Origin of the sequence: Aureimonas frigidaquae (assembly GCF_001463905.1) — a bacterium.
Taxonomy (GTDB): domain Bacteria; phylum Pseudomonadota; class Alphaproteobacteria; order Rhizobiales; family Rhizobiaceae; genus Aureimonas; species Aureimonas frigidaquae.
This window is the reverse complement of the sequence record NZ_BBWR01000012.1, coordinates 1-13,469: the sequence shown is the minus strand read 5'-3', so window position 1 is coordinate 13,469 and position 13,469 is coordinate 1. Positions and strand designations below refer to the sequence as shown.

The following is a 13,469-nucleotide window of genomic DNA, read 5'->3' as shown; positions in this document are numbered from 1 at the left end:
GATGATAAGGATCGGCCGATCAGGCCGGCCTTCGGACGCCACGTCGTCCGCTCCTGGGGAGGGGCCGTTGAGCAGGAAGGACCGTGGGTTGCGCGGGCTGGAAACAGCCGCCGTGACGTTGCAGGATGTCAGCCTGGAGGCCGGCGTCGGCGCCAGTACAGTGTCACGCGTGGTGCGCAAGAAGGGGTCTGTTTCGCCCCCGACGCGCGACCGTGTCATGGCCGCCATCCAGAAGCTCGGCTACGTGCCCAACCGCCTCGCGGGAGGGCTGGCTTCGGCCGGATCGAACCTTGTCGGCATCGTCATTCCTTCGCTACACAATGTCGTGTTTCCGGACCTCCTCCAGGGCGTGACGCGCCAGCTCGACCAGACCGGGCACCAGGCGGTGATCGCCGTCACGGATTATTCAAAAGAGCGTGAGGAAGCGCTCATCGCCTCCATGCTCGCCTGGCGGCCTGCGGCCTTGATGGTCGTCGGGCTCGACCATACGCCGGGCACGCGGCGCATGTTGGCGGCATCTCATATCCGCATTGCCGAACTGCTCGACCTGGACGGGGAGGGGATCGACATCGTCATCGGCTTTTCCCATGCGCAGGCAGGGCGCGAGTCGGCCCGTCACCTTCTGTCGCGTGGGTACCGGCGCATCGCCTTTATCGGGCGTGATTTTGCCAACGACACGCGCAGCGGCAAGCGCTGCGAAGGGTTCCGTTCGGTCCTGCGCGCGGAAGGGCTGGATTTCGTGGCGATCGAACAGCTGGAGGGCGAATCCTCGACCGAGGCAGGCCGGGCGGCAGCCGGGCGGCTCATCGAACGCCACCCGTCCATCGACGCCTTCTTCTGCTCCAACGATGACTATGCCGTCGGAGCACTTTTTCATTGCATGGCAAAGGGAATCGCCGTGCCGGGCCGTCTCGGCATCATGGGGTGCAACGGGCTGGATATCGGCCGCTCGGCCCCGCTCCCGCTGACGACGCTGCTGACCCCGCGCGTCGAGGTGGGCGAAATGGCCGCCCGGCTGGTCTTTGCGCAGGGGCCGGCGCAGCGCGTCGCGGTGGGCTTCACCCTCGTTCCGGGCGCCACCGCCTGATCAAACGAGAAAGGCTCCGGCCTGATGGACCGGAGCCTTCTCTATCATCCCGGCGCAGAGTGCACCGGCATCCCCCGATCCTGTATCAGGCGAGACCGAGGAAGCTGAGAATGGCAATGACGACGACGATGACGCCGATGATGTAGAAGATATTCACCGCGATACTCTCCTGTTTGTGTCGGATCATGCAACGCGGTGTGCGGCATTCTGTTCCATGCGGCGATCGGCCCGGCCTTACTGGGCGGCAGCGTCGGGCACCGTGATCCCGCGTGCGGCAAGCCAGTCGCGCATCTGGCCGATCTCCTGTTCCTGCGCGGTGATCACCTCCTGCGCGAGATGGCGGGTGAACGGATCCTTGCCGTGCTTGAGGACGATCTGTGCCATGTCGATGGCGCCCTGATGATGCGGGATCATCCCGAGGACGAAGGCGACATCGGGGTCGGGATTGGCGATCCCCTCCATCATCGGCCCATGCATCCGCTCCATGGCCGCCGCATAGTCGGCTCCGGCCTCGTCCCCGACCCCGGCCCCTGGCGCTGCCACCTCGCTATCGGCCATGGCGCCGTGGCCGGCATGGTTCTGCTCCGCGGTCTGAGCCGCGCCGGGGCCAGCCAGGGCACCGAGGACGAGAAGGGCGAAAAAGGCTTTGCGGGACATGAATCATCTCTCCTGAAAGTTCGGTCCGTCAGATCGGACGCAGGCCCCGAGCTGCACCTTGCCATGATGGTAAGGTCAAGAGAGCGGAGCATGGCCTGCGAGGAGGCCGGGGCGCCGGTAACCTTCGGTTCAGTATACGCTCCTAAAAAAACAACTTGCGCCACTTGCGGTGATGGGTTCAGAACATCCCATCTTAAGGGTGTCTTATGAATACGTTCCATGTCGGCCGCCAGTTTGCCGGGCGCCTCGCCATCGTCCTGACGGGTATCGTCCTTCTGGCTCTCGCCATCGCCGCGACGATCGGCTTCGGGCCGTCCTCGATCGAGGAAGGGCCGCTGGAGCGCGGGCAGGAGATCATCCTGGGCGCGACGGTCGTGTTCTTCATCGGCGCGACCATCTGGCAACGGGGCGCGGGGCGGCTGGCGAGCTTTGGATTGGTGCTCCTGGGGATCGTCTTCTTCCTGCGCGAGCTGGAGCTTCCGGTCCGTGGCCCGGTGACGGCCTATCTGAACACCGATGCGTTCCGGCTGCACGAAACCATCGCCATCCTGGCGCTGCTCCTGCCCTATCTTGCCTTGCGCCTGCGGCTTCTGCCCGAATTCTGGTCCTATGCCGTCAAGCTGCGCGGCTGGCCCTTCGTCGTCGCCGCCGTGCTCGTGCTTCTGGGCGCTGCCGCCGAAGCGTCGGTCCCGCATCTGCCCATGCCGGAGCTCGGCGTCTTCCTGGAGGAGACGTTCGAGACGCTGGGCTATGCGGTTCTGCTTTGCCTCAGCGTCCATGTCTTCGGCGCCGCCCTGCGGCAGAATGCCGGCGCGGCCGAGGATCCGCGTTCCTGCCTGGCTACACCGCGCCGCTGAAGCGGCGCGTGGCTTCGAGCCGGAAGCGGTCGAAGACGGCCGAGACGAGCCGCACGAAGGGCCGGCCCGCCCTGGTGACGGCAATGACCCCGTCCGCAATCTCCACCAGCCCGTCCAGGACGAAGGGGCGCAGCAGCGCCATCTCGTCCGCGAAGCCGCTTGCCAGGCTGCCGAGATCCGCCCGGAAATTGCACATGAGTGCCTCGATGATGGCGGCGCGGCGCCGGTCGTCCAGGCCGAGCGCATGGCCGCGCCGGGTTGCGAGCGTGCCGCCGGCAATGCTGCGTCCATAGGCGCCGATCTCCGGCTCGGATTGGGCGAAGCCGCCGGGAAGCTGCGAGATGGCCGAGGCGCCCAATCCGATCAGCGTCGGCCGATCGTCATCCGTATAGCCCTGGAAATTGCGATGCAGCCGGCCGGAGCGGGCGGCCTTGGCCAAGGGGTCGCAGAAGCGTGCGAAATGATCGATCCCGATGGGTACGTAGCCGAAATGGGCGAGCCGGGCCGATACCGTATCGTGCAGCTTCAGGCGTTCCGCCGGGCCCGGCAGACGGGCCGCATCGATCAGGCGCTGATTGGCGCGGCGTTCCGGCAGATGCGCGTAGCCGTAGCAGGCAATGCGGTCGGGCGACAGCGCGGCGACCGCCTGGCACGTGGCGTCGAGGCTTTCGACGCTCTGGCCGGGCAGGCCGTAGATCAGGTCCATGTTGATCCGGGAAATGCCGACGCCCCGCAGCATGGACACCGCCGTCGCAACCGTCTCCATGGGCTGGAGCCGGCCGATCGCTTCCTGCACGGCGGGGTGCGTATCCTGCACGCCGAGGCTCGCCCGGTTCACGCCCATGCGGGCCAGCCCGTCGCAAAGGAGCGGCGTCACCTGGCGTGGGTCGAGCTCGATCGCGTGCTCGACCAGCGCGCCGAAATCGAAGGCCTGCGCCAGGGCAGCGTGGACATCGGCCAACCCTTCCGGGCCCAGGATGGACGGCGTGCCGCCGCCCCAGGCGATGCGCGCCGCCGGGATGCGGCCGGGCAGGGCGTCGGCCACCAGCCCGATTTCCGCGACGAGGTGCCGGCGGTAGGTCTCGATCACGTGGTCACGCCGCGCCACCTTGGCGTGGCATCCGCAATAGTGGCAGAGCTGCCGGCAATAGGGCACGTGGAGGTAAATCGAGACGGCCTCGCCCAGCGGCAGGGCCGACAGCCAGCTGCGGTACTCGGCCGGCCCCACGGCGGCGCTGAAATCGGCTGCCGTGGGGTAGGAGGTATAGCGCGGCACGGACTGGCCGGCGTAACGGGCGGCCGGATCCGGGCTCACGCGGGACGCCCTGTGCCACGCCCGCCCGGTTCGACGGTGGGCTGCGGAAGGGCGGAGGCGGCCCGGTCCTCCCGCATCTCGAACCACATCGCGTTCAGGATGGCGAAGGCGCAGGCAAGGCCGACGCCCAGGATCCACGAAAAATACCACATGTTCGGTCCGTCCTCAGTAGGCGTTGGGGTTGCGGGCGATCGAGTCCGCCGTGACGGGTCCGCGCATCACGCGGTAGACCCAGGCGGTGTAGACGAGCACCAGCGGCAGGAAGACGATGGTCGCGGCCAGCATGATGAAGAGCGTGAGATGGCTGGACGAAGCGTCCCAGACGGTCAGGCTCATGGCCGGATCGAGCGAAGACGGCAGCAGGAACGGAAAGATCGACAGGCCGACCGTCGCGATGATGCCGAAGATCGACAGGCTGGAGGCGAGGATGGTGAGGACCGTCTGCCGGCTGCCGATCAGCAACAGGCCGAGCACCGCGCCGGCAAAACCCAGCGCCGGGGCGGCCAGCATCCAGGGATGGGCGGCGTAATTGGCGAGCCAGGCGCCGTCCTGCACCGCGACCGTCTTGGCAAGCGGGTTGGAGGGAAGTGCGGCCATGACGGCGCTGGTCAGGCTGTAGCCGGAAATGCCGTAGGCCACCCACACGCCACCGAGGGCGAAGAGCACGATGGTCGCCACCGCGGCCATGCGGCCATAAAGAGCGGCGCGGCGCGCCACGGGACCTTGCGTGCGCGCGGCGATGATGCCGCCCGCATGCATGACGAGCATGGAGACGCTGACGAGGCCGCACAGGAGCGCGAAGGGCTGCAGCAGCCCGAAGAAGCTGCCCGTATAGCGCGGGCGCAATGCCGCATCGAGCCCGAAGGGGACGCCGGTTATCACGTTGCCCACGGCCACGCCGAAGATCAGCGCCGGCACGAAACCGCCGATGAAGAGCGCCCAGTCCCAGCTTTGCCGCCAGCGCGCGCCGGGCATCTTGCCCCGGAACTTGAAGCCGACCGGGCGCAGGATGAGCGCCAGGAGGACGGTGATCATGGCAAGGTAGAAGCCGCTGAAGGAGACGGCGTAGAGCATCGGCCAGGCCGCGAATATGGCGCCGCCGCCGAGCACCAGCCAGACCTGGTTTCCTTCCCAGGTCGGGCCGATCAGGTTGAGAAGGATCCGACGTTCGGCATCCGTGCGGGCGACGAAGGGCAGGAGCGCTCCGACGCCGAGGTCGTAGCCGCCGGCAATGGCGAAGCCGATGAGCAGGATGCCGAGCAGCGCCCACCAGATGAGCCGCATCGTTTCATAGTCGAGAGGGATGGATGTCATGTCCGTGACGTCTTTCGTGGCGGGTTTTTAGTGGCGGTCGGGCGCGGCGGCGGCGGTCTGCGGCAGGTGCGCGCCGCCCGTCAGCCCGTCGATCAGCGGGTTGCGATCGCCTGGGCCGGCCTTGATGACCTTCAGCATCAGGAAGACCATGATGATCGCCAGCGCCGTGTAGAGCGTCACGAAGAAGGCGAGGCTGATGGCAAGGCTGGTGACCGACAGGTCGGACGCCGCATAGAAGGTGGGCAGCACGCCCTCCACGGCCCAGGGCTGGCGGCCATATTCGGCGATGAACCAGCCCGCTTCGATGGCGACCCAGGGCAGCGGCAGCGTGACGACCGCCAGCCGCAGGAAGCGCCGGCTTTCCACGATCTGATGCTTGCAGGCGAGGAAGAAGGCGAAGGCGAAGAAGCCGATGAAGAAGAAGCCGAGCGCGACCATGATCCGGAAGGACCAGAAGAGCGGCGCGACGCCGGGGACGGTATCGAAGGCTGCCTGCGTGATCTCTTCCGGCGTGGCGTTGAGGATGTCGGAGCGGTAGCGCTTCAACAGGAGCGCATAGCCGAGATCCTGCCAGCTCTGCGCAAAGCGCGTGCGCGCCGCTTCGTTGCTGCCATCGGCCCGGATGTCCTGCAGCGCGCCATAGGCGTTCAGCCCGCTGCGGATCCGCTGGCCGGCCACCTCGACGAGATCGAGAATACCGGGCACCTCGCCGCTCAAGGAGCGCGTCGCGATGATGCCGAGAGCATAGGGGACCTGCAATTCCCAGCTATTGTGCCCCTGGCCGGGAATGGCGAAGAGGTTGAAGCCGGCCGGGGCCGCCTCGGTGTGCCACATGGCCTCCATAGCGGCCAGCTTCATCTTCTGGTGCTGGGTCGCGGCATAGCCGCTTTCGTCGCCCAGGACGACGACCGACAGCGACGCGGCAAGGCCGAAGCTGGCCGCCACCGCGATGGAGCGCTTGGCAAGATCCAGATGGCGTCCGCGCAGGATGAACCAGGCGCTCACCGTGATGACGAAGACCGCGCCGGTGACATAGCCCGCGCTGACCGTATGGACGAACTTGGCCTGCGCGACCGGGTTGAAGATGACGGCCATGAAATCCGTGATCTCCATGCGCATCGTGTCCGGATTGAAGACCGAGCCGACGGGATTCTGCATCCAGCCATTGGCGATCAGGATCCACAGCGCCGAAAAGTTGGCGCCGAGCGCCATGAGCCAGGTGACGCAAAGGTGCTGGACGCGGCTGAGCCGGTCCCAGCCAAAGAAGAAGAGGCCGATGAAGGTCGCCTCCAGGAAGAAGGCCATGAGGCCTTCGATGGCCAGCGGGGCGCCGAAGACGTCGCCGACATAATGGCTGTAATAGGCCCAGTTCATGCCGAACTGGAACTCCATCACGATGCCCGTGGCCACGCCCATGGCGAAGTTGATGCCGAAGAGCGTGCCCCAGAACATGGTCATGCGGCGCCAGATCTCCCGGCCCGTCATCACGTAGACGCTCTCCATGATGGCCAGGAGGAACGCCAGGCCCAGGGTCAGCGGCACGAACAGGAAGTGGTACATGGCCGTGGCCGCGAATTGCAGCCGCGACAGGTCGACGACCGTCATATCGATCATTGCAGGGTTCGCCTTCTTCAAAGGTCGGGCCGGCGCCATTTGCCGGTTCTCCATCCAGCCTTTGGCCCCGGAACGCGGTGCCCGCATTGATTGAGATCAATGATGTCCGGGCGGGGCCGGCCTAAAGCCCATCGACATGGCTGGAGACGAGGTTCGATGAGCACGCTTGGGGCAGGGCACGCGCAGCGGCGCGAACATGGACGCTGGCTGCGGCGCCTTTCCCGGGGCGGCGGGTTCGCCCTTCGGCTCGCGACGGTCCTGCCGGTCCTGTCCGGGCTCCTGCTCATCCCGCAGGCCTGGCTCCTGGCGGGGATCGTGGATGCCGTCCTGCGCGAGCCCACCGATCCGGCCGCGCTGGCGGCCCCGATCGCAGGCGTCTTTGCGCTGTTCGCGGCGCGTGCCGGGCTCGCGCTCATCGGTGAACATGCCGCCCTGGCGGCGGCCGAGCGCATCAAGCGCGCGCTCAGGCTGTCGCTGATGGCCGGCGTGCTGCAGGACCCGCCCCGCGCCGATGCCGACCGGTCCAGCGGCGCTGTGGCCGCGCTCCTCGTCGATCAGGTGGATGCGCTGGACGGCTTCCTCGTGCGCTTCCTGCCGGCCATGACGCAGGCGGCCGTCCTGCCGCTTGCCTTCGCGGCCGTGGTGGCGCCCCTCGACTGGGTCGTCGCGGTGATCTTCGTCCTGACGGCGCCGCTCATCATTCTCTTCATGGCGCTGGTCGGCTGGGGGGCGCAGGCCGCCAGCGATACGCAGGCCACCGCCCTGACCCGCCTGTCAGCCTATTTCGCCGACCGCCTGTCCGGCCTCGTCACCCTGGCGCTCATGCGGCGCGGGGAGGACGAGGTCCTGGCCATGCGCCAGCGGAGCGACGAGCTGCGCGCCCGAACCTTCCGGGTCCTGCGGATCGCCTTTCTGTCCTCGGCCGTCCTGGAGTTCTTCGCGGCGCTCGGCGTGGCCGGTGTCGCACTGTATATCGGGCTTGCCTATCTCGGCATGGTCGGATCTGCGGGAGCGGGCGCAACGCTCTCCGCCGGGCTGTTCTGCCTCCTGATGGCGCCGGAGGTTTACCAGCCCCTGCGGCTTCTGGCCGCCCACTACCACGACCGCGCCGGCGCACTGGCCGCCGTGGCGCAGATGGAAGCGGCGCTGACCCGCCTGCCGGAGGCCGGGCCGGACCTTCCCCGCTTTGCGGGCCAGGCCGCCGCGGGCCTGCCCGCGGGGCCGCTCGCCATCGATGCGGACGCGCTTTGCCTTGCAACGCCGACGGGCCGGATCCTCCTGCGCCAGACGGCCCTGCATATCGAGGCCGGGCGCCATGTGGCGCTGGTCGGGCCGAGCGGCTGCGGCAAGACCAGCCTGATCGAAACGCTGGCGGGTCTGCGTCCTGCCGAGGGGTGCCTGCGAATCGGCGGGGTCGAGCTTTGCCTGCAGGCGCCGGCGGAGCGCGCCGGGGCCATCGCCTATATCGGGCAGAAGCCACGCCTGTTCCGCGGCACCATCGCCGACAACATCCGCTTCGGCCGCGAGGATGCCGATGCCCGCGCGGTGCAGGAGGCGGCGCGGCTTGCGCTCGTTACCGCCTTCACCGACGGGTTGCCGGACGGGCTGGACACCATGGTGGGCGAGGGCGGGTACGGCCTGTCGGGCGGGCAGGCCCACCGGGTCGGCCTGGCGCGGCTGTTCCTGCGCGATCCGGGCCTGGTGCTCCTGGACGAGCCGACCGCGCATCTGGATGCGCAGACCGAAGCGCAGCTCATCGACAATCTTATGGAATTTGCAAAGGGGCGCACGATGATCGCCGCCACCCACTCCGCGGCCCTGACGCAGCGCCTGTCCTTGCGTCTGGGCATGAGCGGCCACCGTCTGCAACCCTTCGGCCCTGCGGCGCGTGATGCGATCCGCCTGATCCGGGCGCAAGCTGCATGAGTGCCCTGTCGCGTTTCCTGCCGCTCTTTGCGCGCCATCGCGGCGCCTTCCTGGCGGCCTTGAGCCTGTCTCTTATCACGCTGGCGGCCGGGATCGGGCTTCTGGCGGTTTCGGGCTGGTTCCTGACGGCGGCCTTCCTGGCCGGCGCGGCGGCGAGCTTCAACCTGTTCGGTCCCTCCGCCGCTGTGCGCGGCCTGTCCTTCCTGCGCATCGCCGCCCGCTATGGCGAGCGGCTGAGCGGCCATGACGCGACTCTGAAACTGCTGACGGACATTCGTGCCTGGCTCTTCGCGCGGCTTCTGCCCCGCGCCGGCCCTGTCGGCAGCGGCCTGAAGCGCGGCGAGCTCGTCGCGCGGCTGACCGCCGATGTGGATACGCTCGATGTCGTGTTTCTGCTCGCCTTCGGACCCATGCTCACCGCCCTCGTGGCAGGGCTCGGCATGACGGTCATCCTGGCGTTTCTCCTGCCGCTGGCCGCCCCCGGCTTTGCGCTCGCCTTCCTGGCTGCGGCCTTGGGGGTGCCGCTGCTTCTCGTGCGGGCCACCCGGCGGGCGGGCGCTGCGGCCGTGGAGGCCGCGGGAGCCCTGCGTGGCGAGGCGCTGGACGGCGCCGCCGGCCGGACCGACATTCTGGCGCTGGGCGCGCAGGACCGGTTCTTCGAAGGCCTCGACGGCGCTGCGCAGGCGCTTGCACGGGCGCGTCTTTCCATCGGGCGGCGCGCCGCGCTGGCCCAGGCCGGGGTCCATATCCTGACCGGGGCCGCGCTGGTGGCCGTCCTCGTCCCGGGCATCCTCGCCGTTTCGGCGGGTCAGCTCGGCGGCCCCGGCCTGGCCGGTCTGCTGCTCGCCACGATCGGCAGTTTCGAGGCCACGGCCACGATCACCCGCAGCGTGGCGCGCCTCGGCGCGGCGGCCGCAGCCGCACAGCGCCTGTCCGACATTGCCGACGCGCCCCTGTCACGCAAGCTGCCGGGCCGGCTGACCGACGTGCCGTCCGGCGCACTGCGCCTCGAGCGCCTGTGTGTCGGCCATGCCGGGCGGGCCGCCCTCGGCCCGGTGACGCTGACCGTCCGGCCCGCCGCGCTCGTTGCCGTAAAGGGCCCGAGCGGCAGCGGCAAGTCGACGCTTCTCCTGTCCATCCTTGCGCTACTGCCGCCGTTGGAGGGGCGGGTCACGATCGGCGGCGTCGATATTGCCGAACTGTCTGCCGATACGCTTTACGGAACGGTCGCGCTTCTGGAGCAGGACGCGCCCGTCTTCATCGGGACGATTCGCGACAATCTCGCTCTGGCCGCGCCACAGGCGCCGGACGACGCCCTGTGGCAGGCGCTCGAGCGTGCGCGCCTGGACCAGCTCGTGCGCAGCCTGCCGGGTGGTCTGGATGCGCCAGTGGGGGAAGCCGGCCACACGCTGTCGACCGGCGAGGGGCGCCGCCTTGCCCTGGCCCGCATTCTGTTGACGCCGGCGCGGATCCTGCTCCTGGACGAGCCGACATCGGGCCTCGACGGGCAGGCGGAAGATGCCTTCCTGCGCGATCTTCGCCGCGCCTGCGCCGGGCGCACGGTGGTGCTCGCCACCCATGCCGAGCTTCCCGCACATGCGGTGGATGCGGTCTGGACCTTGCGTGACGGGCGGCTGGACGCCGAAGCCATGGATCGCTGACGCCCGAACGAGACGGATGCATACAGGTGCTAACTCAATAGGTTGACATCAACCCATAGCCTGTGGGACAAGGGGGTAAAGAGGAGGCTCCCGGATATGTCCTACATCGTCGGATGCGTGTTCCCGATCGACGCCGCGCGTCAGGATCATTTCATCGAGCAGGCCCGAAAGGCCGTTCCAGCCATGCGCCGGCACGGCGCGCTCGCCGTCGTCGATGCCATCGGCGACGATGTTCCGCCGGGCAAGGTCACGGATTTCTACCGTTCCGTTGCGGCGCGGGAGGGTGAGAGCATCGGCTTCGGCTGGATCGCATGGCCCGACGCGGCGGCGCGCGCCGAGGGTGAGGCGGCCATGATGGCGGATCCGGGCATGGATATGTCGGACATGGCCTTTGACGGGCAGCGGATGATCTTCGGCGGGTTCGAGCCCGTGGTGGAGGAAGGGCCGGGTGGCGATTTCGGTTATGTGGACGGGTTCGTGCTGGCCGTGCCCACGGCCAACCGCGACATCTTCATACGGCACTGCCGCCAGGCGGCGCCGCTCTTTCTGGACAATGGCGCCACACGCCATGTCGAATGCTGGGGCGTGGATGTGCCGCAGGGCAAAGTCACGGATTTCCAGCGCGCGGTCCAGGCCAGACCGGACGAGACGGTCTGTTTCTCGTGGATCGAATGGCCGGACAAGGCCACCCGCGATGCCGGTCTGAAGCAGGTCTTCCAACAGATGGAATCGGGCGGGGACGACAATCCGATGCCCTTTGACGGCCAGCGCATGATCTATGGCGGCTTTGCCGTCGTGCCGCAGGGGAACAGCCATGGCGACGCCTGAAGGCCGGCCGGTCTGGTACGAACTGGTTTCGGAAGAGCCGGCCGCTGCAGAGGGCTTCTATGCCGATGTCCTGAACTGGCGGTTCACCACGCCGCCCGGCGCCGGCCCGTCCGGCTATCGCATGGCGCTGGCCGGCCAGACCCCGGTGGCGGGCATGATGCCGCTGGGGCAGGACACGTCGATGATGCCGCGCTGGCTCATCTACTTCGCGGTGGATGATGTCGATGCACGCGCTGCCGCCGCATCCGGTCTTGGCGCGGCTGTCCATGTGCCGCCCACCGACATACCGGGCGTCGGGCGGTTCGCCTTCCTGACCGATCCGCAGGGGCAACCCTTCTATCTGCTGCGCAGGGATGACGGGGCGGCGGCGGACGCCTTTGCCTGCGGCCTCGACGCCGCGCCGGGGCATGCCGCATGGAACGAACTGTGCGCCCCGGAGCCGGATGCCGCGCTCGGCTTCTACACTTCTCTCCTGTCCATCCGCGCCGAGGGCGCAATGCCGATGGGTGACCTCGGCATGTACCGCTTCATCCATGCCGGCGCCGATTGCATCGGCGCGATCATGGGGCCGGTGCCGGGGAGCCGTCCGGGTTGGCAGGTCTATTTCGTGGTGGACGATATCGATGCCGCGCTGGCCCGTGTCACGCAGAGCGGTGGCAGGGTCGTTCAGGAGCCCCTGGAGATTCCGGGCGGCGCTTTCTCCATGGTCGCGGAGGATCGGGAAGCGGCCCGTTTCGGCCTGGTCGGGCCGCGTCACGGCGCGCCCATGGCGATGTGAGGCGGATCGGGTCTGCCGCCGCCTAGCGCGGGTTCACTCCCGCCACGGCCGACAGCGCCCGCAGATCGGGGATATGGACCATATGCGCGTCGGTCAGGCTGATGAGGCCCTGATTGCGCAGTTTGGTGAAGCTGCGGCTGACTGTCTCGATGGTCAGGCCAAGATAATCGGCAATATCCGTGCGGGACATCGGAAGATGAACCGGGCTCGCGCCGAGCCCGCGCTCTTCGGCGCGCGCCGACAGGAGCAGAAGAAAGCTCGACAATTTCTCGACCGGGGCCAGGCGCCCCAGCATGATCTGCCCCTCCCGCGCCTGGCGCAGCGCCGTGCGGGTCAACTGCAACAGGCGTGCGCCGAGTTCGGGGCGGCGGCTCATCAACCGGTCCATGTCGGCCACGGTGAAGCTGCACAAGGTGCAGGCCGTCACCGCTTCGACATCGGATGCGTAGGTTTCGTCGTCGGCAAGGCCCAGGAAGTCGCCCGGCATCAGGAAGCCGGTAATCTGCCGGCGCCCATCGGCGAGAAGGCTGGACAGGCGCAGCACCCCTTCCGTCAGCGTATAGACGCGCAGGCGCTTGTCGCCTTCCTGATACAGAATGTCGTCGGGATCGAGCCGGCGGGTGCTGGCGATGCTCTGTAACATCTCCGCCTCGTGGCAACCGAGCGCGCCACACAGGGCGATCGAACGCACGGCGCAACCGGTGCAGGTGCTGTCCTTCAGCGCAAGGGGGGCAGGCCGGTCCCGGCCGAGCGGGATGATATGGGCCATGTCAAACGTCCGCATGGTTGCGCCGGGCCAGCGCCGCAGAGGTACCCTCGGGGTGCCGGTTCGGCACCGTGGCGCATTGGGTGCCGCCCCACGCCTTTTAATACAGGCGCGCAAAGGAATAAACCGCAATACCCGGTGTGCGCCTCCCGCCGCGCCGACCCGTCCGGGGACAGCGCCCACGTAAAGCTTTGCTTAACTTTGTTGTAAATGAAACCGTATTCCGACCCTGTACTGCGACAGGCCGCCACAGGCGCATTGTATTTCGGTAACGGTATTTTAAACACTGTTATGCCTGCCGCCTAACAACTTGTGATTGTTGTGCAACACCCGCTGCAGTTCTCCTGAAGACCCCTTTTTTCAACTGGCGGCAGGTACAAATTGTCGGTACGCAACGATCAAGAGTAACGGCCTGGCTCGGCGAGAGACCAAGCGCTCCACCGCGAGCAGGCCATCAACAAGGGGTTTCAGAGATGAACCGTTTCGCGCTTCTTCTGGCTTCGGCCGCTTTCGTAACGCCGGCTGTTGCCGCTGACGTCATCTATGAGGAGCCGGTTGCAGCGGCGCCGGTCGTCGCTTTCGAGCCGGCCTTCACCTGGACCGGCTTCTATGTCGGTGGCCAGGCTGGCGTCGCCTTCAACCGTGACTCGGGTCTCTTCTCGACCT

Annotated in this window: 12 protein-coding genes and 1 pseudogene; 7 read left to right on the top strand and 6 right to left on the bottom strand. The window is 67.8% G+C overall.

Annotated features, from left to right (window positions below):
* Nucleotides 1–67 precede the first annotated feature (67 nt).
* Nucleotides 68–1,087, top strand: coding sequence for a LacI family DNA-binding transcriptional regulator (locus AUL30_RS12590; RefSeq protein ID WP_244490815.1), 1,020 nt, complete (start codon nt 68–70; stop codon nt 1,085–1,087).
* A gap of 234 nt (nt 1,088–1,321) precedes the next feature.
* On the opposite strand, the gene copM is transcribed toward AUL30_RS12590, so the two are convergent.
* Nucleotides 1,322–1,744: a CopM family metallochaperone gene (gene copM, locus AUL30_RS12585; protein ID WP_062228251.1), complete on the bottom strand. Its 423-nt coding sequence runs from the start codon at nt 1,742–1,744 to the stop codon at nt 1,322–1,324.
* A gap of 206 nt (nt 1,745–1,950) precedes the next feature.
* Here copM and AUL30_RS12580 point away from each other — a divergent pair, with 206 nt between their 5' ends.
* A complete protein-coding gene (locus AUL30_RS12580; RefSeq protein WP_062228250.1) occupies nt 1,951–2,601 on the top strand; it encodes a hypothetical protein in 651 nt (216 codons plus the stop codon).
* Here AUL30_RS12580 and hemN read toward each other — a convergent pair.
* Genes hemN through AUL30_RS12560 form a run of 4 tightly spaced genes read right to left on the bottom strand, consistent with a single transcriptional unit; the run spans nt 2,585 to nt 6,844 of the window.
* Nucleotides 2,585–3,916, bottom strand: coding sequence for an oxygen-independent coproporphyrinogen III oxidase (gene hemN, locus AUL30_RS12575; protein ID WP_062228249.1), 1,332 nt, complete (start codon nt 3,914–3,916; stop codon nt 2,585–2,587). The two genes, AUL30_RS12580 and hemN, sit on opposite strands and share 17 nt — an antisense overlap.
* Complete coding sequence (gene cydX / locus AUL30_RS12570; RefSeq protein WP_062228248.1) at nt 3,913–4,068, bottom strand: cytochrome bd-I oxidase subunit CydX; 156 nt, start codon at nt 4,066–4,068, stop codon at nt 3,913–3,915. Before cydX ends, hemN begins: the two co-directional genes overlap by 4 nt.
* A gap of 13 nt (nt 4,069–4,081) precedes the next feature.
* Nucleotides 4,082–5,230 (bottom strand): cytochrome d ubiquinol oxidase subunit II, encoded by a 1,149-nt coding sequence (gene cydB, locus AUL30_RS12565; protein WP_062228247.1) that lies wholly within the window; start codon nt 5,228–5,230, stop codon nt 4,082–4,084.
* Between the two features lie 27 nt (nt 5,231–5,257).
* Nucleotides 5,258–6,844, bottom strand: coding sequence for a cytochrome ubiquinol oxidase subunit I (locus tag AUL30_RS12560; RefSeq protein WP_062228246.1), 1,587 nt, complete (start codon nt 6,842–6,844; stop codon nt 5,258–5,260).
* A 156-nt stretch (nt 6,845–7,000) separates the two neighbouring features.
* Between AUL30_RS12560 and cydD the strand changes: the two genes are divergently transcribed.
* From cydD to AUL30_RS12540, 4 genes are all read left to right on the top strand, one after another.
* A complete protein-coding gene (cydD, locus tag AUL30_RS12555; protein ID WP_062228245.1) occupies nt 7,001–8,770 on the top strand; it encodes a thiol reductant ABC exporter subunit CydD in 1,770 nt (589 codons plus the stop codon).
* Nucleotides 8,767–10,431, top strand: coding sequence for a thiol reductant ABC exporter subunit CydC (gene cydC / locus AUL30_RS12550; RefSeq protein ID WP_062228243.1), 1,665 nt, complete (start codon nt 8,767–8,769; stop codon nt 10,429–10,431). Before cydD ends, cydC begins: the two co-directional genes overlap by 4 nt.
* A gap of 96 nt (nt 10,432–10,527) precedes the next feature.
* Nucleotides 10,528–11,259 carry a DUF1428 domain-containing protein gene (locus AUL30_RS19430; RefSeq protein WP_083507909.1) on the top strand — a complete coding sequence of 244 codons (732 nt, stop codon included), beginning with the start codon at nt 10,528–10,530 and terminating at the stop codon, nt 11,257–11,259.
* Entirely contained in the window at nt 11,246–12,037 is a 792-nt protein-coding gene (locus AUL30_RS12540) for a VOC family protein (protein ID WP_062228242.1), read from the top strand. The genes AUL30_RS19430 and AUL30_RS12540 overlap by 14 nt, the downstream gene beginning before the upstream one ends.
* A gap of 22 nt (nt 12,038–12,059) precedes the next feature.
* On the opposite strand, the gene AUL30_RS12535 is transcribed toward AUL30_RS12540, so the two are convergent.
* Nucleotides 12,060–12,806, bottom strand: coding sequence for a Crp/Fnr family transcriptional regulator (locus AUL30_RS12535; RefSeq protein ID WP_062228241.1), 747 nt, complete (start codon nt 12,804–12,806; stop codon nt 12,060–12,062).
* 470 nt (nt 12,807–13,276) lie between these two features.
* Between AUL30_RS12535 and AUL30_RS12530 the strand changes: the two are divergent.
* Nucleotides 13,277–13,469, top strand: a pseudogene (locus AUL30_RS12530) (outer membrane protein); the annotation flags it as partial.

Coding starts and splice junctions, on each gene's coding strand:
- AUL30_RS12580 (WP_062228250.1), top strand. CDS start 1,951: ATGAATACGTTCCATGTCGGCCGCCAGTTTGCCGGGCGCCTCGCCATC.
- cydB (WP_062228247.1), bottom strand. CDS start 5,230: ATGACATCCATCCCTCTCGACTATGAAACGATGCGGCTCATCTGGTGG.
- copM (WP_062228251.1), bottom strand. CDS start 1,744: ATGTCCCGCAAAGCCTTTTTCGCCCTTCTCGTCCTCGGTGCCCTGGCT.
- AUL30_RS19430 (WP_083507909.1), top strand. CDS start 10,528: ATGTCCTACATCGTCGGATGCGTGTTCCCGATCGACGCCGCGCGTCAG.
- cydC (WP_062228243.1), top strand. CDS start 8,767: ATGAGTGCCCTGTCGCGTTTCCTGCCGCTCTTTGCGCGCCATCGCGGC.
- cydD (WP_062228245.1), top strand. CDS start 7,001: ATGAGCACGCTTGGGGCAGGGCACGCGCAGCGGCGCGAACATGGACGC.
- AUL30_RS12540 (WP_062228242.1), top strand. CDS start 11,246: ATGGCGACGCCTGAAGGCCGGCCGGTCTGGTACGAACTGGTTTCGGAA.
- cydX (WP_062228248.1), bottom strand. CDS start 4,068: ATGTGGTATTTTTCGTGGATCCTGGGCGTCGGCCTTGCCTGCGCCTTC.
- AUL30_RS12560 (WP_062228246.1), bottom strand. CDS start 6,844: ATGATCGATATGACGGTCGTCGACCTGTCGCGGCTGCAATTCGCGGCC.
- AUL30_RS12535 (WP_062228241.1), bottom strand. CDS start 12,806: ATGGCCCATATCATCCCGCTCGGCCGGGACCGGCCTGCCCCCCTTGCG.